We start from the raw sequence: 25,522 nt of genomic DNA, 5'->3' as shown, positions 1-25,522 counted from the left end.
CGCTTCTCCCAGGTCAGATGCGTTGTGGTTGTCTTCAGACGGTCCATGTGTCGGCGCCGCGCAGCAGGTCACGCAGCGGTGTGCGCGGTCCGGCTCGTCTGAGCTGGTCGCGGACGAGGTCGTCGTAGGCGGGCCGGGACACGGACCGGAACACACCGGTGACCGTGTGCCCCACCCCGATGTCGCCCGGCCGATCCAGCCGGGACAGCGCAAATGCCTGCGCGGGGTCGGCGGCAGTTGCGTCGTGAACAATGACGTCCAGCTCGTTGTCCTCGCTGACCTCAGCGACGCGCAGCCCTCCATCCTGGCCGCGCACCACCCCGTAGGCGCCGTCGGCTCCGAAACGGATGGGTTCGCCGTGCCGGAGGGGGACGAAGCGGCGCTCACGCTCGCCCGGCTCCTTGAGTGCGTCGAAGGCCCCGTCGTTGAAGATGGGGCAGTTCTGGTAGATCTCGACGAGTGCGGTGCCCTGGTGCTCGGCGGCCGCCCGCAGCACCTCGGTGAGCTGCTTGCGGTCGGAGTCGAATGCCCGGGCGACGAACGTCGCCTCGGCCCCCAGAGCGAGCGAGACCGGATTGAAGGGATGGTCGAGCGAGCCCATCGGCGTCGACTTGGTGACCTTGCCGACTTCGGATGTGGGACTGTACTGCCCCTTCGTCAACCCGTAGATCTGGTTGTTGAACAGCAGGATCTTTAGGTTCACATTGCGCCGCAATGCGTGGATCAGGTGATTGCCGCCGATCGACAACGCGTCGCCGTCGCCGGTGACGACCCACACCGAGAGGTCGGAGCGACTCACTGCCAGACCCGTGGCGATCGCCGGAGCCCGGCCGTGAATGGAGTGCATCCCGTACGTGTTCATGTAGTAGGGGAAGCGGGACGAGCACCCGATGCCGGACACGAAGACGATGTCCTCCCGGGCCAGCCCTAGTTCGGGCATGAATCCCTGTACGGCGGCGAGGATCGCGTAGTCGCCGCACCCGGGGCACCAACGCACTTCCTGATCGGTCTTGAAGTCCTTGGCGGTCAGGCCGGGCAGGCCCAGATCGACACTGGTCACGCGGGCACCTCCTTGAAGTCCTCGAGCGCCGAAAGGAAGTGGTTCTCCAATTCCTCGGCTTTGAAGGGGAGCCCGGCGACCCTGTTGATACCGAGCGTGTCGACCAGATACCGGGCACGCAGCATCAAGGCGAGCTGCCCCAGGTTCAGTTCGGGCACCACGACCTTGCGGTAGCGGGCGAGGATCTCACCCAGGTTGGCGGGCAAGGGGTTGAGATGGCGCAGATGCACGTGCGCGATGTCCTCACCCCGATGCCGCACGCGACGACACGCGGCACCGATCGGCCCGTACGAGGAGCCCCAGCCGACGACCAGCACCTGCGCCGCGCCCGACGGGTCATCGACCTCGGCGTCGGGAACGGCGATACCGTCGACCTTCGCGGCCCTCAGCCGGACCATGCGGTCGTGGTTGTCCGGGTCGTACGAGATCTCGCCGGTGCCGTCGGCCTTCTCCAGACCGCCGATGCGGTGCTGCAGCCCGTGAGTTCCGGGTACGGCCCAGGGCCGGGCGAGCGTCTCGGGGTCACGCAAGTAGGGCCAGAAGGTGTCGCTGCCGTCCGGTGCGTTCGCTTCGGTCGCGAAGTCGACACGGAGGTCGGGCAGGTCCTCCGGCTCGGGGATCAGCCAGGGCTCCGAGCCATTGGCCAGTGAGCCGTCGGACAGCAGCAATACAGGAGTGCGGTAGGTGAGCGCCATCCGGGCCGCCTCCAGGGCACTGTCGAAGCAGTCTGCGGGCGAGCGCGGAGCCACCACAGGCAGCGGGGACTCACCGTTGCGGCCGAACATCGCCATCAGCAGGTCGGCCTGTTCGGTCTTGGTCGGCAGCCCGGTCGAGGGGCCGCCACGCTGGACATCAAGGACCACCAGCGGCAGTTCGAGGGAGACCGCAAGGCCGACCGTCTCCGCCTTCAACGCCACGCCCGGCCCTGATGTCGACGTGACGGCGAGCGCGCCGCCGAACGCCGCTCCCAGGGCCGCGCCCACCCCGGCGATCTCGTCCTCCGCCTGGAAGGTCGTCACACCGAGATTCTTGTGCCGCGCCAGTTCGTGCAGGATGTCGGAGGCCGGGGTGATCGGATAGGAGCCGAGGAACACCGGCAGACCGGAGCGCTCACCGGCGGCCACGATCCCGTACGCGAGTGCCGCGTTGCCGGTTATCTGGCGGTACGTGCCGCGAGGAAGGCTCGCGGCCGCGATCTCGTAGCTGACGGCGAACGCCTCAGTGGTCTCGCCGTAGTTCCAGCCGGCCCGGAAGACCAGCACGTTCGCGTCGGCCAGCTCCGGTCGGCGGGCGAACTTGTCACGCAAGGACTGCTCGGTGCCTTCCGTCGGGCGGTGATACATCCAGGACAGCAACCCCAGCGCGAACATGTTCTTGGCTCGCTCGGCATCCTTCTTCGTCAGCCCGGTGTCGGAAAGCGCCTGGCGGGTCAGCGTGGCCATGGGAACCAGGTGCACCTGGAAGGCGTCCAGCGATCCGTCGGCCAGCGGGTCGGTCGGGTACCCCGCCTTGGCCAGCGCCCGTTTCCCGAACTCGTCCGTGTTGACGATGACGGTGCCACCCCGCGCCAGGTCTTTGAGGTTGGCCCTGAGCGCCGCCGGGTTCATGGCGACCAGGACATCCGGCCGGTCACCCGGGGTCAGGATGTCGTAGTCCGCGAAGTGCAGCTGAAAGCTGGAGACTCCCGGCAGCGTCCCGGCAGGCGCCCGGATCTCCGCAGGGAAGTCCGGCAACGTCGCCAGATCGTTCCCGAAAGCCGCCGCCTGCGCGGTGAACCGGTCACCGGTCAACTGCATGCCGTCGCCGGAGTCCCCGGCGAACCGGACTACCACCCGGTCCAGCCGACGCACCTGGCCCGCCGGTTCGCTCATGTTCGTCTCCATTCATCCAGCACCTACTGAACAGAGTATACAGATTCAGTGCCTACTGTCATGCTCGCCTGCCCTCAGCTGCCCTGATCGAACAGGTGGTGCCCTTTCTGGTGGTACCGTCAACAGGTGACTGCGATCACCAAGACCACGGAGAAAATCGTCGAGGGCGCCATTCGCGCCGTTGGCCGCTACGGTGTGCGCAAGTTCTCGATGAGCGACGTCTACACGGAGACAGGCGTCTCCCGCGGGACGCTGTACCGATACTTCAAAAGCAAGGAACAAGTCCTCGAAGCGATCGGCGAGTACGTCGAACGCACCCTGCATGCCGCTCTCGACGACGCGGTCGCGGCTCGCCCCGAGCCCGAGGACCGCCTGGAAGTCGTCCTCCAGGCCCTGCTCGACTACCGCACGACACATGCTGACGTCATGCGGATCGTGGAGTTGGAGCCTTCGGTCGTGCTCGACCTGCTGTCCCGCGAGTTCAACCGGCTCCTCGCAGTCGTCTCCGACGCTCTGGACCCTGTCCTCCGGGACGCCCCCCCGGTGCGCGACGGCACGCTGACGAAGCGGCAGTTGGCCGAGATGTTCATCCGGCTGACGCTGTCGGTCTACCTCGTCCCCTCTGCGGGCTCCGACGCAACGGCCGCGCGAGTGGCCTCTCTGTGGAAATCCATGACGGCTACGTCGGCCAACAGCACCGGTCGGTCCAAGTCACGCGCGACCGGCTGAAGCCGACAGCCTCAGTCGGCGTCATCCCCGCAGGACCGAGTCCAATCCTCCGGACGATCTGGCGCAGATCTCCCGCGAAAGAACGCACTCCGCGCACCCTTTGGAACGTGTCGTGAGTGATCAGGGGCCATGGCCGCTCGCGAAGAGAAGCGATGCATTCACATTCAGAATACTGTCGCGGTCCTCGGCGGAGAGATCTGCGCGTGTGATGTCGTCCGCGCAACGCGCCGCCGGTCCACGGAATGGATAGTCAGAACCTAGGAGAAGGCGGGCGGGCCCCACCGTCTCGAGGGCGCACTTCAGAGCTGGCTCGTGGTATGAGCAGGTGTCCAGGTACACGCGATGGCGCAGGTAGTGCAGGACATCGTGCTCACCGTCACCGGACCCGCTCAAATCCACCAGGCGCTGGGCGAGATAGGGCAGGACGCCCCCCAGGTGCGGAATAATCAAGGTGAGCTGCGGTACACGGTCGAGCGTCCCCGCCAGCATCATCCTTGCGGCCTGGAGGCTCGTCGAGACGGGTGGGGCGAGGCTGTCGCTCAGACGCCAGCCGTCGATCTGCGGAAGGGGGTCGGCTTCGGGATGAAGAAAGATCGGGAGTCCAAGATCGGCAGCGGCAGCCCAGACGGATTCGTACCTCAGGTCGTCCAGGGGCCGGCGTGTGGGCGTCGCGTAGACCATGACTCCGCTGACAGCCGGATGGGAGCCTATGCGCCCCAATTCGGCCAGCGACTGTGCGACGTCGGGTAGTGGCAGCGCGATCATCGCCGAAATGAACGGCGCGCCGCTGCCGGCCGCATCGATCAACTCGTCGTTGCAGGACCGCAGGACGGCTGCCGCGTCCGGCCGGCCATCGAGGGCTCCACCGATCGGCGGCAGCGAAAGTACTGCCGTGCCCCCTGCCGCGGCGAGTTCTTCACGCTGCGCCCCAAGGTCGGCAAGGGACGGGAAGACCCGGGCCGCCGCCCGCACGGCAGCTGTCCCTCCTTGGTCCGCATCGGACGTCTCGGTGAGGGCGCGCTGCAAACTGGGCGAGATCCAGTGGTGATGGACGTCTGTCCATGCCTGCCCCATCAGCGCGACCCCACAGTGTTCGAGAGTGAACCGATTCGCTCGATACTGGCAACGACCTTTTGGCCCGGTTGTAGATAGCGGCCGTCTTCATGACCCACTCCCGCGGGCGTACCGGTGAAGAGAATGTCGCCTGGGCCCAGGCTGGTGCGGGCGTCGGCGTAGTTCAGCAAGTCGGCCACGTTCCGCGCCATGGAACTGGTGCGGTCGTTCTGACGCACCTCGCCGTCGACGGTCAGGGTCAGTTCGAGATCGGGCTGCCCGTCGCCGAACTCATCGCGGGTGACGATCCAGGGACCGAGGCCCGTGGCATGGTCGAGGACCTTGGCAGAGAACATGTCCACTTTGAGTACCCCACCGAGTGCAAGGTCGCGGGCAGTGACATCGTTGCCGACCGTATAGCCCAAGACACGCTCCCAGGCTGACGCGACTTGCTCCGACGGACCGGGGCGGGATGCGCCGATGACGGCCACGAGCTCGACTTCGTAGTCCAGTTGCTCGGTCAGGGAGGAAAAGGCGATCTCCTCATCGGTGCCGATGACGGCGTTGTACGGCTTGAGCAGCATGGCCGGGCGATCGGAGAGCTCGGAGCCCAACGCGGCAAGGTGCGAGCCGTAGTTGGCACCGGCGACAACGATGGTGCTGCCGCGTTCGACCGGTGGAAGCAGCCTCAGGTCGGACAACCGGAGGGTGTGCCCGGGGGTGGCGGTCGGAACTGCTCCCCCCAGCACCGTCGGCGCCCAGGAAGCGATGGGGCCCGGCAGCGGGGTCGCGGAGTCGGCGTCCGGATCGATAACGGCCCAGAACACCGCTTTGCCGTCCGTGCAGCGTCCGATTTTCACTGGTTCTGCCTCTCTTCCAGGCCGCCGACCCAGCGCCGGACCTGCGACCATAGGGGCCATCCGAGACTGGTCACCCCACTAAGGCGTTCGCGGCAACAGGTTGGGCAGGGCACGCCCCAACTGCCGACCGCTCGCGCCGCGGGACGACGCCTCCCACAGCAGCGAGGGACTTGACTGAGCGGACTTCTCGCTTCAGTTGAGAACAGATTAAACATGATCAGAACTATTCGTCTAGTCCTCCGGAGAGGTGGCGCCCCCGAGACGACGTCCACCTGACCGCCTCCGGTCCGGGTCGCACGGGAGACGCAGGCTCGCACGGTGCGGGGTCTCCGCCCGGTCCGCGAGCACGTAGCCCGCAAGGTCCCTACCGCCGGGCGGGAGGAGCTGTCCGAGGTGGACCAGCCGTTGGGCCACCAGTACCGTCCGCTGGAGAGGCCGGAAAGCGAGTTACATAGCAGCACGACCGTGGCGGCGCCGAGCAGAAGCCAGCCATGCCCAGGAGGAATTCAAGGCCGAGCACGGTCGTGACCAGTGCCGCCAGGCCCAGGGACATACCGAGGCTGGTGATGAGGTAGCCGCCGGCCAGGGAACCGATGCCGTCTTGAAGGACGGCGATGACAGCGAAGCCGGCTGCCAAGTCACGTTCTCCACGGGCGCGGGCGGTTCGCGCGGGCCTTTTGTCGACCTGCCTGGTGAGGGAGTTCTAGGTCTCAGTTCAATTGGCGCCGAGAGATACAGGAGGATCCCGTCTGCCTCGTCCAAGGCGACGCCACACCTGGTCGCGCGCGACAGCAGCAGCGAGACTTCCGGGAAGATGGTGACTCTCGTCGAGGGACACGCTCGCACTCACCATCTCTTCGATGCGTGTGGTGAACTCCCCGGCGAGGGTGCGGAACAGGTCCAGCTCGCTCGCCACCGTCAAGATCGCTCCAGCCCTGGCGGCAGGCAACACAGTTGTGCTCAAGCCCAGTGAACTCGCCTCGGCCTCCACGCTCGAGTTCGCCAGCCTCTGCCACGACGCTCGAGTCTCACCCAGGCAACCGTCTCCGGCAACTTGCGATACGTGCCATCGCGGGTGGGCCGCCACATCACGTTTCCTGGCTTGATAGTCACGACGGTGCAAGGGGCGATGCTGTACTGATGCAGGCTTATCCAGTACGCCACCCGCCGCCAAGCCTTGTCTTCGACGGCGAACTTAACGAAGGCGTCGGCGACGGGGTCAGGTGACCTGTTCATCACATATAAGGCGCGTAGTGTTCCGTCATCGGCTCTGTCCACCCACCAAGAGACTCGTCGCGCCTGAGCGCGCGCGGCCCGATCAGAGTCTTCCTTAGACTGTTGAAGCTGGTCCTGCGACACCATGGCGCCGAAGTACGTCGCCACACCAGTGAAGAGCAGGCTGCCGATGGCTGCCACAACCCCGACCACCGTTGCGGTTTTGCCCCAGTCCGCTCGGCGCCACCACCTCGCCGTGGACTCGGGTTGCAGCTCCGGTTCTGGTGTCTCGTCACGCACCCGAGGCCGGACGCGATTCGGCCTCGGGTGCAGCCGTGCGAGACGTAGCCGGACGGATCGCTGTGGTTCGTTAGTCACTATTCTCCCTGCCTCGTCATCAACCAGACGTTCGCACGTCTCATTTGCCCCACGCAGCTCACTCTCTGATCCTCCGCCTGAGGCGGACTCCGTCCGTACTCAAGACTGCGGCGCGTTGGTCGCGGCGTGTGCCTGGGCATGGGCAGGGCCGCCACGTCTTCTGTCGGTGGGTCTCGGCCCTGCTGATCACGTTGGTACGTCATCAGCGGCGCGGGAGGGGCGCCGGGGATGTGCTGATGACCGTGCTCAGCTCACAGCGGAGCCGCGCTGGAGCACGTCGTCCTTGGCTGCCAGGTCTGACAGCAGGAGCCGGTGCTGTTCCTTGAGCTGGTTGAACTCGGTTCGGGTACGGGCGAGTTTGCCCGTGAGCCGCTGGTTGCGCTCCCACAGCCGGGCGATGTGCGCTTCGCGCGGATCGGGCTGCCAGTCTGCGGCACAGGCGGCAGCCCGGCGCTTCGATCTCGTCCTTGAGGTGTAGGCCTCCGCGCCGCAGGGCTGGCACACGGTGAGCCGTCCAACCTCGGCTGACGCGGGCGGGCAGCTTCAAGACCCGATGGTGACGTCCCGACCAACCATTGCTCGAGCTCGATACGATGAGAACCAATTCAAGTGTCTCAACTGTCAGGAACAGGAGTCTAGTTGAGCGATGACCGGAGCGGCGAAAGCCCATCTCCCGATGCCGCCACCTCCCTGGAGCACCGGCTACGAGCAGCGACAGAGAGGGACGATCCAGCAGCGTGGATACAGTTGGGTTCTTGGCTGCTCAAGCACGGCAGAACCGCCCGGGAATACGGCCCCTGGCTGCGAAAAGCAAGAGGCCGAGGGCTCAACGGCCTGGACTACAACCTTGAGCTGCAGCTGGAGGATTCGGTTGCCGCCGGCTGGGCGCAGGAGGCGTTCGAATCCCTGTATCTGTCCGGGGCATCAACCGAGGTGGACGCCCTTTTGAGGGTGGCGTGGCGGGCTGAGCGGCACCGGCCTGAGGAAGCCGAAGGATGGTATCGCCGAGCGGCCGAGACCGGACAGCCAGCGGGACTACGCGCGTACGGGCAGTGGCTGGAGAAGGCGGGGCGCAGCACAGAAGCCGGTCCGCACTTCGCAGCGGCGGCAAGCTGCGGCGACCACAGCGCCCTTCTCGACCTGGCGCGCTGGCAGGCTCAGCACGGACAGTACGGCCAGGCGCTGAAGAGTGCCGGACGGGCCGTCCGGGCGGCCGAATCCCTCCCTGGGGAGCGCGGCGCGCTTCGCCCAGCCTTGTTCGACGCAGGCGATGTGGCCTTTTTCTGCGGTGACATGGAGGCCATGGCTGACCGGTACGGTCGCGCCGAGTCCATCGAGCACCCTTTGGTGCCACGAGCGGACGGCTGGGAAACCGCAATCATCGCTGCGACGGTTTCCACGGCCGTCGTTCCCTTCGTGCAGGCGCTCGCCGGGCTGGCAGCAAAAGGTGCTTACGAGACGGCCCGAACCGCACTTCGCCGCGTCTTCCGTCGGGGCATCGACCCACGTGACGAGCGCGCCCTGACAGAGCCCGGTCGTCGCTTACTCATCGCCGACGATCTGACGCGGCAGCTTCGGTTGCATATCCCCACCGAGGCGACAGACAAGGCGCTCGATGCCCTCGCGGGGCTCGATCTCACCCCCGATGCTCAGCAAGCGACCCGCGGCACATTGCGCTGGAACTCCGAGCTCGGCGAGTGGGAGCATCACCCTTGATCTTCTGCAGAAGGCCGTGCCCAGACAGCCTGAGCGGGCTGGTGGCGGAGCCGCCCGCAGTGGGTTCCGCCGGCCGAGCGGGCGCTGCCGGTGGCCGTCCGCTACCGCACGAACCCTGCGGAGCTGAGCCCCTGCGTCACATCCCATGTCGCCCAGGGCAGCCTTCGAAGCACTGCAGGCCAAGGCAGGAATTGTGCAGCGCCTCACGCAGCACCCGCGCACGAGCAGCCGCTGCCGCAGTGCGAAGGATGCACGCACGTCGGCCTCGTGTGCGAAGCGGCCGATCAGGGCGGGCAATCCGGTGTCGTCTCCCCCACGGGCGGCCGACACGATCTGCACCGTCGACCGCGCCATCAACCGGTTGAAGGGCTTCCGAGCCGTGGCCACCCGCTACGAGAAACGGGCCTACATCTACCTCGGCACCGTCACACTCGCAGCACTCCTGATCTGGCTCCGCACATGATCCGAGAAACAGTGCCTAAGTCGCGGCGCCCCGTCGGCGACAGCGCCATATCGCAGCGACGCTTACGTTTTGCGCCGCTATTGGACATGCCCTGCTGCGGCAGCAGAACGGTGCAGCGGAGGCAACCCGGCGGCACGGTTCGCCACGAGCAAACCGTCCGCATCCGGCCTGCCGCATCCTCATGGCCGATACCGCGCGCCACCGGTTGAACCGTGTCCTCCCGGTCTCGCCGGGACACCACTAACCGAGCACCATCGCGCGGGCCTCTCCCGTGCCCACACCATCACCGGCAGGCAACTCCGGCGGCTCGCGCGGTCACGGCCTGCCCGTCGCGATCGGCGTAGCGTTCGGGCTGCGTCACCAGACCCGACCCAAGGTGTTCCCCCTCATCTCCGACGGCGAGATCGACGAAGGCTCGACCTGGGAGGCAGCACATGACCTTGGCGCGCGGATGTCGTCGCGTGATCGCGCGCACTGTCTGGTGTCCGCTTCCTGTTCCTCCCACTGCCTACGGCCCTCGCGACACACGACTGCCTCGGCAAACCTCCACCGGTGCTGGTGTTTCAACCACAACGGCAGACAGCCACTACCTGACGCTCCGTCATCAAAATCGCCATGAGGTCAGCATCAGCCCCGCCAGAGACCGCCAAGATCAGGAATTGAGGGCACCCACTCAGGCCACGTGGCGAGTCACTACCAGGTCCTCCCCAGCCTGACCAAATCGCGCCTCGAACCGACACTCATCTCCCTGGCGACTCTGGAGGTTCGATGCGCCCGCAGTTCATGGATACCAAGCAAACCGCCGAGTATCTCAACATGTCCGTCACCTGGGTCTACCGCGACGCGCCCCGACTGGGCCTGCCCGCCTACAAGTTCGGTGCCGGACGGAACGCGAAGTTGCAGTTCAAGATCTCCGACGTGGACTCGTGGGCTCGACAGCAGCGCCTCGGCTGATACGGCGGCGGCTCCGGGACTTCGCGTTCCCGGAGCCGCCGCGTTTCACGCGGCCAATGCCACGTCAAACACCTGCGCCACCTTCCCAATCGATCCAGGCATCAGGGGCCGATAGATCTTGAAGGTGACGTCAGTGCTTTGATGTCCCATCCACTCCGCGACATCTGTGATCGCGAGGCCGTTGGCCAGGCAATTCGACGCGAAGAAGTGGCGGTATCCGTAGATCACCATGCCCTCCGGGATGTCTACGGCTCCCGCCTCCTTGAGCCGCTTCCACTGGTTCGCCCCCGTGCGGATACGGCTTCCCCGGGTCGGTCGGCCGGCGCAGCAGATATCCGTCGACGATGCCGTACTTCTCGCCGTACCAAGAGATCGTGTCCCGTACCCGGGCCGGAAGCGGAACGTCGCGGTACTCCACCGCCTTCCGGTGCTTCAACGGCCTGTACTTTCCCGTCGTCTGGACCACCTGCTCACTCACGTGGTCCACGTCGTCCGCGCCAAGGTGCTGAGGTTGACGGCAGCTGCTTCCCCGTCGCGCAGTCCGCAGCCACTCATCAGGTCGACGAGCAACATCCACGCGTCGTCCCCGGCCGTACGGTGCCCCCACAGCTGCTCGAGCGAGGGGATGACGGCGCACGCCGGGTCGTACTGCGACCCTTTCACCCCCTCCAGAGGATTTTCCGCGTAGAGGCCAAGCCGCTGGGCGTCGAGGATGATCGCGCGGACCTTGTCGAAGGCGTTGGACTGCGTCGCCAGGCCAGTCTGCGCCCGCTCCATGGTCCGGATGAAACCGTCGACCAGCTTGTGATCAAAGCTCATCATCTTGCGGCTACCGATGGCCGGGAAGATGTGGTGCTCAAACAGCAATTCGAGATGACGGACGGACGAGGCAGTAAGAACTGCTCTGCCATCCGTCACGGCAATCGCCAGTCCACCGGCTACCCGCCCTGCCGCTGGAGCAGCTCATTGTCCCAACTGAACGGCCGCGCCCCGAAGAGACTACGGTTCTCCGACATCAGCGACGGATGAGCAATTCCGATCCCCGGGTAAAGCCCCGGCGGCACTGCCCGCGCTCATGGCCTTCGTAGCGGGCGCCACGCTACTGGCAACTCTGCCCCGCCGCTTCGGGCGCGGCTCCTTGGAGCAACTGCTCCGCTCCGCCGCCCGGTCCGCACGGTCACTTGCCTCGCCACAGAACGCTCTACCCACACCATCACCTAACGGTGCGTCAGGAAAGTCAGCAAGTGGTCAGCACGCACCCTGATTCACCCGACAGCACATGGCCACACGTGCGGCTCGCCGAGTGCACCCCAACACAGCTCCGTCCAGCAAGAACACCGGCTATACGGGGCTGGTTGCCTGTCGCGCCCTTGACATGACGAAGAAGGTCATGAACGCGAACACGCCGAGCGAGTGCCCGCGCGGCCCCCACCGCCGCGCGTACACGCCGGCGCCCACGACCGCGAGGAACGCCAGGTCACGGGGGACGGGCAGGTCGTGCAGGGCGGCCGCGAGCCCGAGCACCGGGAGGCCGACGGCCGGAAGCAGCGCGGTCGTCACGGCCTGTCGGCGCACCGTCGCGTCGGTCACGGTGAACAGGGCGAGCAGCGCGGCCAGGCCACCGGTGATGGCCGCGACGAGCGAGTGTCCGGCGAGCCCGCACAGGGCCACCGCAAGGCTGATACCGAGGACGCCACGGGCCGCGAAGCGCAGCCGTAGCCGCCCCGGATCCGGAGCCACGAACACCCTCTTCAGCACAGCCACCCACCCTTTCCGCGTCACCGCGAAACTCCGCACGAAAAAGGCGCCGCGGAGATCCCGCAGCGCCATCGACGGGAACATCACAGCATCTCGAGGGCCTATGGATCAACAGCAGGAGAAATCCTTGGGCCAATGGCTCAGTCAAACGCTCCGTACGTAAGCCGGGAGGGGACCAACGGACCACGCCGAGCGCGGCGCGCTGCTCCTGCGCGTGGCCGCCCTCATCGAGCGCGACAAGAACGCACTCGCCCGCGCCGGATCCATGGATACCGGGAAACGGCTCGTGGAGAGCGAGTACGACATGGACGACATCGCGAACTGCTTCCGCTACTTCGGCAATCTGGTGGCCTCCGGCGGCACCGGCCGGATCGCCGGCACCGGCAACCCCGGCGTGGACAGCCGAGTGGTGCACGTGCCGGTCGGCGTGTGCGCGCTGATCACTCCCTGGAACTGTCTGCTGCTGCAGACCGCCTGGAAGGTCGCCCCCGCGCCCGGCGCGGGCAACCCCTTCGTCCTCAAGCCCAGCGAGCTTACGGTGCGGCCCGCCCGCGCGGCCACGGCGCACGGTTCTGTGGTGATGGAATACAAGATCGCCTACGAGGGTTGCGGCAGACGTCGGACATTGATCCACCTGGCAGCGGGAGACAGCTCATGAGCTTCAGCGACAGCAGCACGCAGGCATCCGCGATCGGCAGGTACGGCCTGTGGAACACGGGGCTGCGCGACCCAGACCCTGCTCGGGCGGCCGAACTCTCCGAAACCGCAATGGAGTTGGAACAGCTCGGATACGGCGCGCTCTGGCTCGGCGGCAGCAGTGGCATCGAACACGCCGCCCCGCTGATCGAGGCCACCTCGAAGATCACGGTCGCGACCGGCATCCTCAGCATCTGGCAGCACGAGGCGCGGGAGACCGCCGACCGCTGGGCCGCCCTGGAGGCCGCCCACCCGGGCCGGTTCCTGCTCGGCCTCGGCGTGAGCCACGCGAAGCTCACGGCGCAGTACAAGCGTCCGTTCGCCGCCATGGTCGACTACCTCGACGCGCTGGACGCGGCGGGGATCCCGGCCGAACGCCGCGTGCTGGCCGCGCTCGGCCCGCGCATGCTGGAGCTCTCCCGGGACCGCGCCGCCGGTGCCCACCCGTATCTGGTCACGCCGGAGCACACCGCGCAGGCCCGTGAGGCGCTCGGCCAGGGGCCGCTGCTCGCGCCGGAGTTCACCGTGGTCCTGGAGGCCGACCCGGACCGCGCCCGGGCGACCGCCCGCGAGACGCTCGCGCTCTATCTGCAGCTGGCCAACTACACCAACAGCTGGCTGCGTCTTGGCTTCACCGAGGACGACTTCGCGGACGGCGGCAGCGACCGGCTCGTCGACGCCCTCTTCGGCTGGGGTGACGAGCAGCGGGTTCGCGAGCGGATCGACGCCTTCCTGGACGCGGGGGCGGACCACGTCGCCATCCAGGTGCTGGCCCCGGGCGAGGACCGGGCCGGCCTGCCCCGCGAGCAGTGGCGGCGGCTGGCGGCGGCACTGGAGCTCTGAGTCCCATGAACTGATGGTGTAGGTCTGGCCGACCGCCGGCGCCCACCCGGACTGCGGCGAGACGAGGGCCGAGTTCGCCGGGACCTGGCGGAACATGCCCAAGATCGTGTTCTCCAGATGCTGCGCTACCGGCGCGCGGCGGAGCCGGCGCCGTAAGCCACCCGTACCGCAGATACGGGACCGCCCCGGTCGGCATCAGCCGACCGGGGCGGAACACGTCAGACCGGGAGTGCTCAGGCGAGCGACGCGATGGCCTGGTTGAACGTGGCCGACGGGCGCATGATCGCCGCGGCCTTGGTGGCGTCGGGCTGGTAGTAGCCGCCGATGTCGGCCGGGTTGCCCTGGACCGCGATCAGCTCGTCGACGATCGTCTGCTCCTGCTCGCCGAGGGTCTTGGCGAGCGGCGCGAACGCCTCGGCGAGCTGGGCGTCGTCGGTCTGCTTGGCCAGCTCCTGCGCCCAGTACAGGGAGAGGTAGAAGTGGCTGCCGCGGTTGTCGATGCCGCCCAGCTTGCGGCTCGGCGACTTGTCCTCGTTGAGGAAGGTGCCGGTCGCGCGGTCGAGGGTCTCACCCAGGACCTTGGCGCGGGCGTTGCCCGTGGTGGTCGCGAGGTGCTCGAAGGAGACGGCGAGGGCGAGGAACTCACCGAGGCTGTCCCAGCGCAGGTAGTTCTCCTTGACGAGCTGCTGGACGTGCTTCGGGGCGGAGCCGCCGGCGCCCGTCTCGAACAGACCGCCGCCGTTCATCAGCGGGACGACGGAGAGCATCTTCGCGCTCGTGCCCAGCTCGAGGATCGGGAAGAGGTCGGTCAGGTAGTCGCGCAGCACGTTGCCGGTGACGGAGATGGTGTCCTCGCCGCGGCGGATGCGCTCCAGGGAGAAAGCGGTCGCCTCGACCGGCGACATGATCTCGATCTGCAGACCGTCCGTGTCGTGGTCGGCCAGGTACGTCTTGACCTTCTCGATGAGCGTCGCGTCGTGCGCGCGGCCCTCGTCGAGCCAGAACACGGCCGGGTTGCCGGTCGCGCGGGCGCGGGTGACGGCGAGCTTGACCCAGTCCTGGATCGGCAGGTCCTTGGTCTGGCAGGCACGGAAGATGTCGCCCTCGGCGACCTCCTGCTCCAGGACCACGTTGCCCGCGGCGTCCACGAGGCGGACGGTGCCCGCGGCCTGGATCTCGAAGGTCTTGTCGTGGCTGCCGTACTCCTCGGCCTTCTGCGCCATGAGGCCGACGTTCGGCACCGAGCCCATGGTGGACGGGTCGAAGGCGCCGTTGGCGCGGCAGTCGTCGAGGACGACCTGGTAGACGCCGGAGTAGCTGCTGTCGGGCAGCACCGCGAGGGTGTCGGCCTCCTCGCCGTCCGGGCCCCACATGTGGCCGGAGGTGCGGATCATGGCCGGCATGGACGCGTCGACGATGACGTCGGACGGTACGTGCAGGTTGGTGATGCCCTTGTCGGAGTCGACCATGGCGAGGGCGGGGCCCTCGGCGATCTCGGCCTCGAAGGACGCCTTGATCTCGGCGCCCAGGTGGGGCACGGAGTCCAGGCCCTTGAGGATGGTGCCGAGGCCGTCGTTCGGGGACAGGCCGGCGGCGACGAGCGCCTCGCCGTACTTCGCGAACGTCTTGGGGAAGAAGGCGCGCACGACGTGGCCGAAGATGATCGGGTCGGAGACCTTCATCATCGTGGCCTTGAGGTGCACGGAGAACAGGACGTCCTCGGCCTTGGCCTTGGCGATCTGCGCCGTGAGGAACTCGCGCAGCGCGGCGACGCGCATGACGGAGGCGTCGACGACCTCGCCGGCGAGGACCGGGACGGACTCGCGCAGGACGGTGGTGGTGCCGTCGGCCGCCGCCAGCTCGATGCGCAGGGTGCCGGGCTCGGCGATGACCGCGGACTTCTCGGTGGAGCGGAAGTCGTTGACGCCCATGGTGGCGACGTTGGTCTTCGACTCGGGCGTCCACTTGCCCATGCGGTGGGGGTGCGCCTTGGCGTAGTTCTTGACCGACGCGGGGGCGCGGCGGTCGGAGTTGCCCTCACGCAGGACCGGGTTGACGGCGCTGCCCTTGACCTTGTCGTAACGGGCGCGGACGTCCTTGTCCTCGTCGGTCTGCGGGTCGTCCGGGTAGTCCGGCAGCGCGTAGCCCTGACCCTGCAGCTCGGCGATGGCCGCCTTCAGCTGCGGGATGGAGGCCGAGATGTTCGGCAGCTTGATGATGTTCGCGCCGGGCGTCTTGGCCAGCTCGCCGAGCTCGGCGAGCGCGTCGTCGATGCGCTGGCTCTCCGCGAGGCGCTCCGGGAAGCTGGCGATGATCCGCCCGGCCAGCGAGATGTCGCGGCTCTCCACACGGACGCCGGCGGTCGAGGCGTAGGCCTCGACCACGGGCAGGAACGAATACGTCGCGAGGGCCGGGGCCTCGTCGGTGTGCGTATAGATGATGGTCGAGTCAGTCACCGGGTGCTCCGCTCCACAGTCTGCGTCTCTCGTCTGCAACATTGCTCGACATCAAGATATCTCCTGACCGACCCCCTCTCGACAGGACCCCGCACCGGATCCGCACCGGATCCTGGGCTGCCCCCCGGGTGCGCTCCACTGGCCCGCACAATCCCGGATCCACTGGACCATTGGTACAGTCGTCCGGCGATCACCGCCCCGCGAAGGAGGCCGCAGCCCATGGCCGTGGACGAGTTGGACACCCGTATCCTGCGTCTCCTCCTGGAGCAGCCGCGTACGAGTGTGCGTGAGTACGCCCGCATTCTCGGCGTGGCCCGCGGCACGCTCCAGGCGCGGCTCGACCGGCTGGAGCGCGACGGGGTGATCACCGGCACCGGCCCGGCCCTCTCCCCCACGGCCCTCGGCCACCCGGTCCTCGCGTTCGTTCACATCGAGGTCACGCAGGGTCATCTCGAAGACGTGGGCGACGCGCTCGCCGGCGTGCCGGAGATCATCGAGGCCTTCTCGATCACCGGCGGAGGAGACCTCCTGACCCGCGTCGCGGCTCGCGACAACGGCCATCTGGAGGACATCATCCAGCAGCTCAACCGGCTGCCCGGCGTGGTCCGCACCCGTACCGAGGTCGCGCTGCGCGAGCGCGTGCCGCACCGGGTCCTGCCGCTCGTCGAGGCGATCGGCCGGGCCGCCGCCGAGCGCAGGTGACCGCGGCCTTGGCATCCTGGAGCGCATGAGCACCCTGGGCAGCACTGCGGTCGTCCTCGACCTCGACGGAACCCTCGTGGACAGCGAGCCGAACTACTTCGAGGCGAGCCGGCACACCCTCGCCGAACACGGCGTCCCGGACTTCACCTGGCAGGAACACGAGTCCTACGTCGGCATCAGCACCCAGGAGACCATCGAGATCCTGCGCCAGAAGTACGGGATCCAGGCGCCGGTGGAAGCGCTGCTCACGGAGATGAACACCCGCTACCTCGCGCTCGCCCGCGCCGGCACACCCGTGTACCCGCAGATGCGGAAGCTCGTGGAGCGGCTGCACGAGGAGGGAGTCCCGATGGCCGTCGCGTCCGGATCGTCACCCGAGGCCATCGACGCGATCCTGTCGGGTACGGGCCTCGCCGCACAGCTGAGGATCTACGTCTCCGCGGACGAGGTCACCCACGGCAAGCCCGCGCCCGACGTGTTCCTGGAAGCGGCGCGCAGGCTCGGCGCGATGCCCGCGCACTGCACGGTGATGGAGGACGCGATCCCGGGAGCCGCGGCCGCGTATGCCGCGGGGATGCGCTGCATCGCGATCCCGTACGTGGCCGCGCAGGCCGACGATCCCGCGTTCGCCACGGCGGGGCTGCTGTTCCGGGGCGGGCAGCGGGAGTTCACGGCCGAGGCCGCGTACGGCTGGCTGGCGAGGACGGCGACCACGGGCATGTGACCGCCCGTGCGCAGGGGGCGGCACCTGAAGTCTCTGGACGAACAGTCCAGCTCTTTATAAACTGTCAACATGCCCGAACCCGGCCACACCCATCTCATGGAGCAGCTCCAGCAGGTCGCCAAGGGGCTCGCGGCCACGTTCGCACCGTTCTGCGAGGTCGTCGTGCACGATCTCGACGACCCGGACCACGCGATCGTCGCCATCGAGAACAACCTGTCGGGCCGTTCCGTGGGCGACCCCGCCACCGAACTCGGGCTCGCGCGGCTGGCCGACGACGGGTACCCGCAGGTCGTGGCGAACTATCCGAACCGGTTCGCGGACGGCCGCCGGGTCAAGAGCACGTCGATCGGCATCAAGGACGAGCGGGGGCACTACGCCGGCGCGCTCTGCCTGAACATCGACATGACCGTCTTCGACGGCATCAGCACCGTGCTCGACCACTTCGGGCGCTCCGACGGCGCCGCCGCCCCCACCGAGTCTCTCGACCCGGCGAACGGCGACGCCATCCGCGCCCGCATCGACGCGTTCGCCGCCGACCGCGCGACCACTCCGCGCGCCCTGCGGACGACCCAACGCCGGGAACTCGTACGGGAGTTGAAGGCCCAGGGCTTCATGGAGGTACGCCGGTCGGCAGGCATCGTCGCCGACCACCTGGGTGTGTCGAGGGCGACGGTGTACACGGACGCCAAATAGGCGGATGCCGTATGCCCGAATGCCCGGGTGCCCCGTCCGGATGCCCAGATCCCCAGATGCCACATGATCAGCTGCCGATTGAGAGGAAGCCCCCGATGGCCGACCTGACGCCGTCCGACCTGCCGACCTACGAGGACGTCGTGCGCGCGCACGAGCGCGTCGCCCCGCACGCCCACCGCACCCCCGTTCTCACCTCGCGCCTCACCGACGCCGAACTCGGCGCCTCGCTCCACTTCAAGTGCGAGAACTTCCAGCGCATGGGCGCCTTCAAGTTCCGCGGGGCGTTCAACGCGCTGTCCAGGTTCTCGCCGGAGCAGCGCCGCGCCGGCGTCGTCGCCTACTCGTCCGGCAACCACGCACAGGCCGTGGCCCTGTCCGCCGCCATCCTGGAAATGCCCGCGACCATCGTCATGCCGCACGACGCCCCCGCGGCCAAGCTGGCCGCCACCAAGGGGTACGGCGCGGAGGTCGTGATGTACGACCGCTACACGGAGAACGTCGAGGAGATCGGGCACCGGGTCGCCGCCGAGCGAGGTCTGACGCTGATCCCGCCCTACGACCACCCGGACGTGATGGCGGGTCAGGGCACCGCGGCCAAGGAACTGTTCGAGGAGGTCGGTGAACTCGACGCGCTGTTCGTGCCGTTGGGCGGCGGCGGGCTGCTCTCCGGGTCGATCCTCGCCGCCCGCGCCCTGTCCCCGGGCTGCGCCGTCTACGGCGTCGAGCCCGAGGCGGGCGACGACGGCAGGCAGTCGCTGCGCGAGGGCCGCATCATCGACATCGACACCCCGCAGACCATCGCGGACGGCGCGCAGACGCGACACCTGGGCAAGCACACCTTCGCCGTCATCAAGGACGGCGTCGACGACATCCTCACCGCCACGGACGACCAACTGGTCGAGTGCATGCGGATCTTCCACACCCGGATGAAGACCGTCGTCGAGCCGACGGGCTGCCTCGGCTTCGCCGCCGCGCGCGACCTTGCCGGGCAGCTGCCCGGCCGCCGCGTCGGTGTGATCGTCAGCGGCGGCAACGTCGACGTCGCACGCTTCACCGAGCTGCTCCGGCCCTGAGGCGCTTCTCGGTTGCGCTGCGTACTCAGCAGCACCGCGTCCTCGGTAACCCTGCGAACTCAGCAGCACCGCGCTCTCAGTACCGCTGCGCCTTGACGATCTTCGCGGTCAGCTTCAGCTCCGGGGGCTTGCGGCTGATGGCCAGGGGCTGGGCCCGCTCGCCGGGGTCGAGGTTCTCCGCGCCGACGTACCGGGTCTCGACGACCTTGCCGTCGGCGTCCTTGAAGTCGACCTGCACGGCGTAGGACGCCTTCTTGTCGGTGCGGTTGGTGATGTTGACGACGACGGCGAACACCCCGCCCGTCTGGGACCGCGGCTTCCCGGTGAGGGCGACATCGGCCATGGCGTTGCCCTGGCCCTTGACCTTCAGGAGTTCGCTGGCGGCCGCGGCGTTGGCCCGTTCCACCTCGGCCGACACGGACGCCTCGAACTCGGAGGCCCTGGCCGACGCGGAGCTCGCCGCCGCCGAGGCCTCCGCCTTCGCGGAGGCGACGGCCGACTCGGCGGCTGACGCCATCGCGGAGGGCGGGGTGCCCGAGAAGGAGGCCGTATTGGGGGGTGTGGGGCGCGGGCTCACGCTCGTCGAACTGCCGTTGCCGTTGTCCGTGCTGCACGACACGAGGGCCGCGGCGCTTGTCGTGGCGGCGAGCACGGCCAGGACGGCCGTCATGGACCGCCGCCGGCGCGACGCTGGCTTCTTCCCGGAGGGACCGGCACTCATTCAGACGTCTCCTTGCATCTATCCGAAAGCTCTGGCTCAGTAGCGCATGATTCCGACGATTCCCGACGCGTCCGGGAGGGTTCCGTCAGGGACGAAGCGCACCTCGGCGCCCGTCTCCAGGGCCCGTTCGACGATCTCGTCGACGATGTCGTCGTGGGCGTCCAGGTCACCGGGCGCGGCCGGGACCAGGTGGTCGCCGTCCTGCCGGACGGTGGTGCGGAAATGCTCTTCGACGACCAGTGCGCGAACCCGCCCGGCGGCGACGTGCTCCCACACCTCGTCCACGCCCGCGGCGAACTCCTTCCAGCCCCGCGCACGCTCGATGTCCGCCATGGTGGCGGCCACGCTCTGCTGCTCCTGAGCGGTGACGGCGGGCCGCACCGCCTCACGCACCGTCTCCGCATCGGCGTTCGCGAGTCCGCCGTGGGCCACGGGGACGGCGTGCCCGGTGGCCGTTCCGACCTCGTTCAGCAGGGTGACGGCCGCCTGCTCACCGGCGACGTACAGCCGCGCGGTGGGAGCGAGGGCTTCGTCGAGCGCCGTGTCGACCTGCCGGAGGAACCGGCGGGTCTGCTCGTCGCGGTAGGTGCTCGGCAGGTCCCCGACGCGCTCCTTGCGCTCGGCGTCGGGGTCGTCGAGGCTCCGGGTCAGCGGGAATCCTGCCGTGTGCTCCTCCACGAGGCGCCGCGCGTCGCCCTTCCACAGAGCGGCACGGTCCGCCGAGACCGCGAGCACCCAGTAGGGCTGTTCGGCGCTGTAGGCGGCGACGAGATTGCGGGTCAGATACGTGTCGGCGAGCACGACCCGTTCGGGGACGGTGCGCGGCAGCGACCACACGTGGTGCTCGCCCGGCGAGGCGAAGATCGCCAGACCGTCCTCGGCGTGGTCGAGGTCGATCTCCGCGAGCGCCAGATCCAGCTGCTCGACGACGTCCTGGCGGCGCTCCGGTGTCACCGCGGGATCGGCCTCCAGCTCGTTGGCCGCCTCGGCGAGGAGATTGCGCAGCCGGATGGGGTCCTGCGCGTTGTCCGGCTTCCGCCGGTGCGTGGGCATGAGGACCGACACCGCCGGATAGTGCCGGGGCCGGCGCAGCGACGCGAGCACGGCGGGGGTCAGTTCGGGCTGCATGGGAGCGCCTTTCCAAAGGCGTGAGGCTTCACAAGGCTTCCTCGATGCACGATATGCCCGAATTTCCGGTTCGGCGCGCGACACCACTCCCCTTGCCGCCCCCAACCCTCCAATGGGACATATCTGACATTTTGCGAATATGGTCGTCCTCTGTCGGTTCCAACGCCCCACGGCCAGAGGAAGACATGACGCAGGCAGAAGGCACCCTTTCCGCCGACCGGCCCGAGCAGTCGCCCACAGCCAAGCTGACCCTCCTCACGCTGACGACGATGGTCGTCGGATCCATGGTCGGCGCCGGCGTCTTCTCCCTGCCGAGCCGCTTCGCGCAGGAGACCGGCGTGGCCGGCGCCCTGATCGCATGGGCCATCGCCGGCACCGGCATGCTGATGCTCGCCTTCGTCTTCCAGACGCTCGCCGTCCGCAGGCCCGATCTGGACGCCGGCGTGTACGCGTACGCCAAGGCCGGGTTCGGCGAATATCTGGGCTTCTTCTCGGCCTTCGGCTACTGGGCCAGCGCGTGCGTCGGCAATGTGACGTACTGGGTGCTGATCATGTCGACCGTCGGCGCGATCGCCCCCGCCCTCGGCGACGGCGACACCGCCCTCGCGATCATCCTGTCCTCGGCAGGGCTGTGGGCGTTCTTCTTCCTGATCCGGCGGGGCGTCAAGGAAGCGGCCACGATCAACCGCGTCGTCACCGTCGCCAAGGTCGTGCCGATCCTCGTCTTCGTCGTGCTGGCCCTGTTCTGCCTCAAGCCGCACGTCTTCGCGGAGAACTTCGGCGGCGCCGACTATGCGGGCTCGCTGTTCTCCCAGGTCAGAGGGACGATGCTGGCCACGGTCTTCGTGTTCCTCGGTGTCGAGGGCGCGAGCGTCTACTCCCGCCACGCCAAACGCCGCGAGGACGTCGGCCGCGCGACCGTCCTGGGTTTCCTGAGCGTCTTCGCCGTCTTCGCCTCCGTCACGATCGTGTCGTACGGCATCCTGCCGATGAGCGAGATCGCCGAGCTGCGCCAGCCGTCCATGGCGGGCGTCCTCGAGGAGGCGGTCGGCACCTGGGGCAAGGTGTTCGTCAGCGTCGGCCTGATCATCTCCGTGCTCGGCGCCTATCTCGCGTGGACGCTGATGGCGGCCGAGGTCCTCCTCGTCGCCGCCAGGGACCAGGACATGCCGCGGTTCCTGGCCCGCACGAACCACGCCGACGTGCCCGTGCCCGCACTGGTGATGACCACGGCCCTCTCCCAGGCCGTCCTGGTCATCACCTCGTTCTCGGACGACGCGTTCAACTTCGCGCTCGATCTGACCAGCGCCCTGTCGCTGATCCCGTTCCTGCTGGCCGCCGCGTTCGCCGTGAAGATCGCGCTGCGGCCGGACGAACTGACCGTCGGGGCCCGCGACGTGCGCGGCGAACTCGTCGTGGCGGCCATCGCGACCGTCTACACGGCGTTCCTTCTGTACGCGGCCGGGGTGAAGTTCGTCCTGGTGTCCCTCATCATCTACGCGCCCGCCACCGTCCTCTTCGTGATGGCCCGCCGCGAACAGGGCAGACGCCTGTTCTCCCCCACCGAACTCGTCATCCTCGCGGTGTCCGTGGCCGGAGCGGTCCTCGGTGTCATCGCCCTGGCGGCCGGATGGATCAGCCTGTGACCGGCCCGCCCGTCGCACCGACTCCCTGGAAAGGCACATCGTGACCAGCAACGACACCACGGCCGAGCCGGCGCTCGGCGTCCACTCCGAGGTCGGCACGCTGCGCAAGGTCCTGGTCTGCGCGCCCGGCCTCGCCCACCGCAGGCTCACCCCGACCAACTCCGACGACCTCCTCTTCGACGACGTGATGTGGGTGGAGAACGCCCAGCGCGACCACGCCGACTTCGTCAACAAGCTGCGCGATCGCGGCGTCGACGTCGTGGAACTGCACGAAGTCCTCGCCGAGACCATGACGATCCCCGAGGCGAAGGCCTGGCTCCTGGACCGCAAGATCGTCGCGAACGAGGTCGGTCTCGGCCTCATGAACGACACCCGGACCTTCCTCGACGAGCTCAGCCCGCACCGTCTCACCGAGCATCTGATCGGCGGGCTCGCCACCACCGACCTGCCGGACGAGTTCCGCTCCGACTACGTCGCCCTGGTCCGCGAGTCGACAGGCGTACGCGAGTACCTCATGCCGCCCCTGCCCAACACCCTCTACACCCGCGACACGACGTGCTGGCTGTACGAGGGCGTCACCCTCAACCCGCTGTACTGGCCCGCGCGCCACGACGAGACCCTGCTCATGAAGGCGCTCTACGCGTTCCACCCCGACTTCACGGGCTCCACCGTGTGGTGGGGAGACCCCGAACGGGACTGGGGCCAGGCCACGTTCGAGGGCGGCGACATCATGCCCGTGGGCAACGGGGTCGTCCTGATGGGCATGAGCGAGCGCACCTCACGGCAGGCGATCACTCAGGTGGCCGCCGCACTCTTCAGGAACGGCGCCGCGGAGCAGGTCATCGTCGCCGGTATGCCGAAGCTGCGCTCCGCCATGCACCTGGACACCGTCTTCACCTTTGCCGACCGCGACATCGTCACGCTCTACCCGGCCATCATGGACGCCGTCCACACCTTCACGCTGCGCCCCGGCAGCGATCCGTCCGGCCTCCACATCACCGACGAGGGCTCGCGCCCGTTCGTCGACGTCGTGGCGAAGGCGCTCGGCCTCGGCGCACTGCACGTGATCGAGACCGGAGGCGACGTCTACGCCTCCGAGCGCCAGCAGTGGGACAGCGGCAACAACGCCGTCGCGGTCGAGCCGGGCGTCGTCATCACGTACGACCGCAACACCCAGACGAACACCCTGCTGCGCAAGGCGGGCGTCGAGGTCATCACCATCGTCGGCGCGGAGCTCGGCCGCGGCCGAGGCGGCGGACACTGCATGACGTGCCCGCTGATCCGGGACCCCGTCGCCTTCTGACCGGCGCCGTCCCGGCAGCGGGGACGAGAGCGGCAGGGTCACTGCCAGTCGGTGCGTCCGCCCGTGTCGCACAGCTCGAAGACCACTTCCCCGGCATCGGGGTCGCTGCCGGCCACGGGGCGCACGTGCGCGCCGATCCACACCAGGTTCGGGGCGGCGCCGACGACGCGGCACCGGAACACGAAGCCTTCGGGGAAGCGGACGAGGGACTCGTTGCGCGCCGTCCCCGTGTACCGGTTCACGACGCTGGACTGCACGACGACGCCAAGCCCGTCGCTGTGCTCGGGCTGCAGATCGCTCGACGCGCACACCGGACACAGGAGGCGCCGGAAGGAGGCGGTGCCGCACCAGCGACAGCGCTGGATCGTGAGGCCGGTCCCCTCGTGCCCGGTCGACGCGGTTCGGGACACCGCGTGCTCGATCGGCGCGGTGTGGGTTGCTGTCTCGGACACGGCTCGGCCCCCTGCGCTCGGCTCTGATGCGCCGCACCATCGCGTCGGCGCCTCCGCACCGTATGGCACTGAGTTCCCGGCTGTAAAGGTACTGAGTGCCAAATCCAGCCGGATCCGTCCGGGGACCGGGTCCTCAGCCCTGCCCGAAGGCCGACTCGATCCGCTGCACGACCTGCCACATCGGGGCACCCTTCGGGGCGACCATCACCACGACTTCATCCTCGGCGGCCGCCCCCGCCGCGCCGTCGCCCGCGCCACTCCACACCGCGCGCACCATCCCGAGAGCGTGGTCCACGGCCGCGTACGGGTCCCCCTCACCACCCGAACGGAGCCAGGTCCGGAGCACGTTGTTATGCGCGGCGACGACGGACGCCGCGATCACCTCGGCCCGCAGCGCGCCGTCCCGCTCCCCCTCGAAGCGCTCCCGCAGATAGCCCGCGAGGGTGCGCTCGTAGCGCCGCACCACCGACAGCTCGTACGTCCGAAGTCCCGGCACCTCGCGCGTGAGGCGGTAACGCTGCACGGAGAACTCGGGGTTGGCCGCGTACATGCGCAGCACGAGGCGCGCCCCGTCGGAGACGGTGCCCACCGGGTCGCGGCCGTCGGCCTCTTCGAGGAACGCGGTCATGTCGGCCAGGCAGCGCTCGTGGTCCGGGAAGACCGCGTCCTCCTTGGACGGGAAGTACCGGAAGAACGACCTGCGCCCGACGCCCGCCCGGGCGACGATGTCGTCGACCGTGGTCTGTTCGAAACCCCGGTCGAGGAAGAGCTGGAACGCCGCCTCGGCGAGCACCTCGCGCATCGGCGCCTTCTTGGCCGGTCTGGTCGCCTCAGTCATGCCGGGAACGTAACACCGAAGCGGCTCATCTGGCACCACGTACCTTGCAAGAGGGTACTGAGTGCCATAGTGTCGCTTTCAGGAACCACACCAGGGTAGGAGAGCCGGCGTGAGCTTGAGGATCGTTGTCACCGTGAAGTATGTGCCGGATGCGACGGGGGACCGGCATTTCGCTGAGGACCTGACGGTG

22 protein-coding genes and 5 pseudogenes are annotated in these 25,522 nt (G+C 68.3%); 14 read left to right on the top strand and 13 right to left on the bottom strand.

Annotated features, from left to right (window positions below; all coding sequences use genetic code 11):
* Nucleotides 1–34: 34 nt before the first annotated feature.
* Nucleotides 35–1,060, bottom strand: a complete 1,026-nt coding sequence (locus ACWIGU_RS39205) for a 2-oxoacid:ferredoxin oxidoreductase subunit beta (RefSeq protein ID WP_454406571.1) — start codon at nucleotides 1,058–1,060, stop codon at nucleotides 35–37.
* Entirely contained in the window at nucleotides 1,057–2,931 is a 1,875-nt protein-coding gene (locus ACWIGU_RS39200) for a 2-oxoacid:acceptor oxidoreductase subunit alpha (RefSeq protein ID WP_454406570.1), read from the bottom strand. The genes ACWIGU_RS39205 and ACWIGU_RS39200 overlap by 4 nt, the downstream gene beginning before the upstream one ends.
* A 126-nt stretch (nucleotides 2,932–3,057) precedes the next feature.
* On the opposite strand from ACWIGU_RS39200, the gene ACWIGU_RS39195 reads away from it, so the two are divergent.
* Nucleotides 3,058–3,660 (top strand): TetR/AcrR family transcriptional regulator, encoded by a 603-nt coding sequence (locus ACWIGU_RS39195; RefSeq protein ID WP_454406569.1) that lies wholly within the window; start codon nucleotides 3,058–3,060, stop codon nucleotides 3,658–3,660.
* A 120-nt stretch (nucleotides 3,661–3,780) separates the two neighbouring features.
* Here ACWIGU_RS39195 and ACWIGU_RS39190 read toward each other — a convergent pair whose 3' ends face one another.
* Together ACWIGU_RS39190 and ACWIGU_RS39185 are read right to left on the bottom strand one after the other, a co-directional pair.
* Complete coding sequence (locus ACWIGU_RS39190) at nucleotides 3,781–4,734, bottom strand: amidohydrolase family protein (protein WP_454406568.1); 954 nt, start codon at nucleotides 4,732–4,734, stop codon at nucleotides 3,781–3,783.
* Complete coding sequence (locus tag ACWIGU_RS39185) at nucleotides 4,734–5,573, bottom strand: fumarylacetoacetate hydrolase family protein (protein WP_454406567.1); 840 nt, start codon at nucleotides 5,571–5,573, stop codon at nucleotides 4,734–4,736. Before ACWIGU_RS39185 ends, ACWIGU_RS39190 begins: the two co-directional genes overlap by 1 nt.
* Before the next feature lie 860 nt (nucleotides 5,574–6,433).
* Between ACWIGU_RS39185 and ACWIGU_RS39180 the strand changes: the two are divergent.
* A pseudogene (locus tag ACWIGU_RS39180) lies at nucleotides 6,434–6,595 on the top strand (aldehyde dehydrogenase family protein); the annotation flags it as partial.
* A gap of 817 nt (nucleotides 6,596–7,412) precedes the next feature.
* Here the strand turns inward: ACWIGU_RS39180 and ACWIGU_RS39175 are convergent.
* Nucleotides 7,413–7,670, bottom strand: coding sequence for a hypothetical protein (locus ACWIGU_RS39175; protein WP_454406566.1), 258 nt, complete (start codon nucleotides 7,668–7,670; stop codon nucleotides 7,413–7,415).
* Between the two features lie 135 nt (nucleotides 7,671–7,805).
* Between ACWIGU_RS39175 and ACWIGU_RS39170 the strand changes: the two genes are divergently transcribed.
* The 3 genes and pseudogenes from ACWIGU_RS39170 to ACWIGU_RS39160 all read left to right on the top strand — a co-directional run bounded on the left by ACWIGU_RS39170 (nucleotide 7,806) and on the right by ACWIGU_RS39160 (nucleotide 10,299).
* The gene (locus ACWIGU_RS39170; RefSeq protein ID WP_454406565.1) at nucleotides 7,806–8,882 is read left to right on the top strand and encodes a hypothetical protein; all 1,077 of its coding nucleotides are present in this window, start codon (nucleotides 7,806–7,808) and stop codon (nucleotides 8,880–8,882) included.
* Nucleotides 8,883–9,222: 340 nt separating this feature from the next.
* A pseudogene (locus tag ACWIGU_RS39165) lies at nucleotides 9,223–9,345 on the top strand (IS5/IS1182 family transposase); the annotation flags it as partial.
* Nucleotides 9,346–10,128: 783 nt separating this feature from the next.
* Nucleotides 10,129–10,299 carry a helix-turn-helix domain-containing protein gene (locus ACWIGU_RS39160; RefSeq protein ID WP_454406564.1) on the top strand — a complete coding sequence of 57 codons (171 nt, stop codon included), beginning with the start codon at nucleotides 10,129–10,131 and terminating at the stop codon, nucleotides 10,297–10,299.
* 45 nt (nucleotides 10,300–10,344) lie between these two features.
* On the opposite strand, the gene ACWIGU_RS39155 is transcribed toward ACWIGU_RS39160, so the two are convergent.
* The 3 genes and pseudogenes from ACWIGU_RS39155 to ACWIGU_RS39145 all read right to left on the bottom strand — a co-directional run.
* Nucleotides 10,345–10,530 (bottom strand): hypothetical protein, encoded by a 186-nt coding sequence (locus ACWIGU_RS39155; RefSeq protein WP_454406563.1) that lies wholly within the window; start codon nucleotides 10,528–10,530, stop codon nucleotides 10,345–10,347.
* A 243-nt stretch (nucleotides 10,531–10,773) separates the two neighbouring features.
* Nucleotides 10,774–11,217 (bottom strand): hypothetical protein, encoded by a 444-nt coding sequence (locus tag ACWIGU_RS39150; RefSeq protein WP_454406562.1) that lies wholly within the window; start codon nucleotides 11,215–11,217, stop codon nucleotides 10,774–10,776.
* A 462-nt stretch (nucleotides 11,218–11,679) separates the two neighbouring features.
* Nucleotides 11,680–12,057 (bottom strand): annotated as a pseudogene (locus ACWIGU_RS39145) (FUSC family protein); the annotation flags it as partial.
* Between the two features lie 178 nt (nucleotides 12,058–12,235).
* Between ACWIGU_RS39145 and ACWIGU_RS39140 the strand changes: the two are divergent.
* Together ACWIGU_RS39140 and ACWIGU_RS39135 are read left to right on the top strand one after the other, a co-directional pair.
* Nucleotides 12,236–12,607, top strand: a pseudogene (locus ACWIGU_RS39140) (aldehyde dehydrogenase family protein); the annotation flags it as partial.
* Between the two features lie 104 nt (nucleotides 12,608–12,711).
* Nucleotides 12,712–13,596, top strand: coding sequence for an LLM class F420-dependent oxidoreductase (locus ACWIGU_RS39135; protein WP_454406561.1), 885 nt, complete (start codon nucleotides 12,712–12,714; stop codon nucleotides 13,594–13,596).
* 233 nt (nucleotides 13,597–13,829) lie between these two features.
* On the opposite strand, the gene ACWIGU_RS39130 is transcribed toward ACWIGU_RS39135, so the two are convergent.
* On the bottom strand, nucleotides 13,830–16,052 hold the full coding sequence (locus ACWIGU_RS39130) for an NADP-dependent isocitrate dehydrogenase (protein WP_454406560.1): 2,223 nt from the start codon (nucleotides 16,050–16,052) through the stop codon (nucleotides 13,830–13,832).
* A 219-nt stretch (nucleotides 16,053–16,271) separates the two neighbouring features.
* Between ACWIGU_RS39130 and ACWIGU_RS39125 the strand changes: the two genes are divergently transcribed.
* The 4 genes from ACWIGU_RS39125 (at nucleotide 16,272) to ACWIGU_RS39110 (ending at nucleotide 19,244) form a co-directional block, all read left to right on the top strand.
* The gene (locus ACWIGU_RS39125; protein WP_326776986.1) at nucleotides 16,272–16,754 is read left to right on the top strand and encodes an Lrp/AsnC family transcriptional regulator; all 483 of its coding nucleotides are present in this window, start codon (nucleotides 16,272–16,274) and stop codon (nucleotides 16,752–16,754) included.
* A 25-nt stretch (nucleotides 16,755–16,779) separates the two neighbouring features.
* Nucleotides 16,780–17,478 (top strand): HAD family hydrolase, encoded by a 699-nt coding sequence (locus tag ACWIGU_RS39120; RefSeq protein WP_454406559.1) that lies wholly within the window; start codon nucleotides 16,780–16,782, stop codon nucleotides 17,476–17,478.
* A 69-nt stretch (nucleotides 17,479–17,547) separates the two neighbouring features.
* Nucleotides 17,548–18,171 carry a helix-turn-helix transcriptional regulator gene (locus ACWIGU_RS39115; RefSeq protein WP_454406558.1) on the top strand — a complete coding sequence of 208 codons (624 nt, stop codon included), beginning with the start codon at nucleotides 17,548–17,550 and terminating at the stop codon, nucleotides 18,169–18,171.
* A 95-nt stretch (nucleotides 18,172–18,266) separates the two neighbouring features.
* Nucleotides 18,267–19,244, top strand: a complete 978-nt coding sequence (locus ACWIGU_RS39110) for a threo-3-hydroxy-L-aspartate ammonia-lyase (protein ID WP_454406557.1) — start codon at nucleotides 18,267–18,269, stop codon at nucleotides 19,242–19,244.
* A gap of 76 nt (nucleotides 19,245–19,320) precedes the next feature.
* Here the strand turns inward: ACWIGU_RS39110 and ACWIGU_RS39105 are convergent, their stop codons facing one another.
* Together ACWIGU_RS39105 and ACWIGU_RS39100 are read right to left on the bottom strand one after the other, a co-directional pair.
* Nucleotides 19,321–19,965 (bottom strand): FxLYD domain-containing protein, encoded by a 645-nt coding sequence (locus ACWIGU_RS39105; RefSeq protein WP_454406556.1) that lies wholly within the window; start codon nucleotides 19,963–19,965, stop codon nucleotides 19,321–19,323.
* Nucleotides 19,966–20,001: 36 nt separating this feature from the next.
* On the bottom strand, nucleotides 20,002–21,093 hold the full coding sequence (locus ACWIGU_RS39100; RefSeq protein ID WP_454406555.1) for a baeRF3 domain-containing protein: 1,092 nt from the start codon (nucleotides 21,091–21,093) through the stop codon (nucleotides 20,002–20,004).
* A gap of 185 nt (nucleotides 21,094–21,278) precedes the next feature.
* Between ACWIGU_RS39100 and ACWIGU_RS39095 the strand changes: the two genes are divergently transcribed.
* Entirely contained in the window at nucleotides 21,279–22,739 is a 1,461-nt protein-coding gene (locus tag ACWIGU_RS39095) for a basic amino acid/polyamine antiporter (protein WP_454406554.1), read from the top strand.
* Nucleotides 22,740–22,779: 40 nt separating this feature from the next.
* Entirely contained in the window at nucleotides 22,780–24,042 is a 1,263-nt protein-coding gene (locus tag ACWIGU_RS39090) for an arginine deiminase (RefSeq protein WP_454406553.1), read from the top strand.
* Nucleotides 24,043–24,080: 38 nt separating this feature from the next.
* On the opposite strand, the gene ACWIGU_RS39085 is transcribed toward ACWIGU_RS39090, so the two are convergent.
* Together ACWIGU_RS39085 and ACWIGU_RS39080 are read right to left on the bottom strand one after the other, a co-directional pair.
* The gene (locus tag ACWIGU_RS39085; RefSeq protein WP_454406551.1) at nucleotides 24,081–24,494 is read right to left on the bottom strand and encodes a Zn-ribbon domain-containing OB-fold protein; all 414 of its coding nucleotides are present in this window, start codon (nucleotides 24,492–24,494) and stop codon (nucleotides 24,081–24,083) included.
* Between the two features lie 133 nt (nucleotides 24,495–24,627).
* The gene (locus ACWIGU_RS39080) at nucleotides 24,628–25,332 is read right to left on the bottom strand and encodes a TetR family transcriptional regulator (protein ID WP_454406549.1); all 705 of its coding nucleotides are present in this window, start codon (nucleotides 25,330–25,332) and stop codon (nucleotides 24,628–24,630) included.
* A gap of 109 nt (nucleotides 25,333–25,441) precedes the next feature.
* Between ACWIGU_RS39080 and ACWIGU_RS39075 the strand changes: the two are divergent.
* A pseudogene (locus ACWIGU_RS39075) lies at nucleotides 25,442–25,522 on the top strand (electron transfer flavoprotein subunit beta); the annotation flags it as partial.

It is taken from the genome of Streptomyces sp. NPDC055400, assembly GCF_053644375.1.
This window is presented reverse-complemented; position numbering and strand designations above follow the sequence as displayed.

Excerpts from the sequence above, each read along its gene's own strand:
- ACWIGU_RS39095 (WP_454406554.1), top strand. The coding sequence starts at position 21,279 with ATGACGCAGGCAGAAGGCACCCTTTCCGCCGACCGGCCCGAGCAGTCG.
- ACWIGU_RS39125 (WP_326776986.1), top strand. The coding sequence starts at position 16,272 with ATGGCCGTGGACGAGTTGGACACCCGTATCCTGCGTCTCCTCCTGGAG.
- ACWIGU_RS39080 (WP_454406549.1), bottom strand. The coding sequence starts at position 25,332 with ATGACTGAGGCGACCAGACCGGCCAAGAAGGCGCCGATGCGCGAGGTG.
- ACWIGU_RS39200 (WP_454406570.1), bottom strand. The coding sequence starts at position 2,931 with ATGAGCGAACCGGCGGGCCAGGTGCGTCGGCTGGACCGGGTGGTAGTC.
- ACWIGU_RS39135 (WP_454406561.1), top strand. The coding sequence starts at position 12,712 with ATGAGCTTCAGCGACAGCAGCACGCAGGCATCCGCGATCGGCAGGTAC.
- ACWIGU_RS39190 (WP_454406568.1), bottom strand. The coding sequence starts at position 4,734 with ATGGGGCAGGCATGGACAGACGTCCATCACCACTGGATCTCGCCCAGT.
- ACWIGU_RS39155 (WP_454406563.1), bottom strand. The coding sequence starts at position 10,530 with ATGGTGATCTACGGATACCGCCACTTCTTCGCGTCGAATTGCCTGGCC.
- ACWIGU_RS39115 (WP_454406558.1), top strand. The coding sequence starts at position 17,548 with ATGCCCGAACCCGGCCACACCCATCTCATGGAGCAGCTCCAGCAGGTC.
- ACWIGU_RS39120 (WP_454406559.1), top strand. The coding sequence starts at position 16,780 with ATGAGCACCCTGGGCAGCACTGCGGTCGTCCTCGACCTCGACGGAACC.
- ACWIGU_RS39110 (WP_454406557.1), top strand. The coding sequence starts at position 18,267 with ATGGCCGACCTGACGCCGTCCGACCTGCCGACCTACGAGGACGTCGTG.
- ACWIGU_RS39160 (WP_454406564.1), top strand. The coding sequence starts at position 10,129 with ATGGATACCAAGCAAACCGCCGAGTATCTCAACATGTCCGTCACCTGG.
- ACWIGU_RS39100 (WP_454406555.1), bottom strand. The coding sequence starts at position 21,093 with ATGCAGCCCGAACTGACCCCCGCCGTGCTCGCGTCGCTGCGCCGGCCC.
- ACWIGU_RS39105 (WP_454406556.1), bottom strand. The coding sequence starts at position 19,965 with ATGAGTGCCGGTCCCTCCGGGAAGAAGCCAGCGTCGCGCCGGCGGCGG.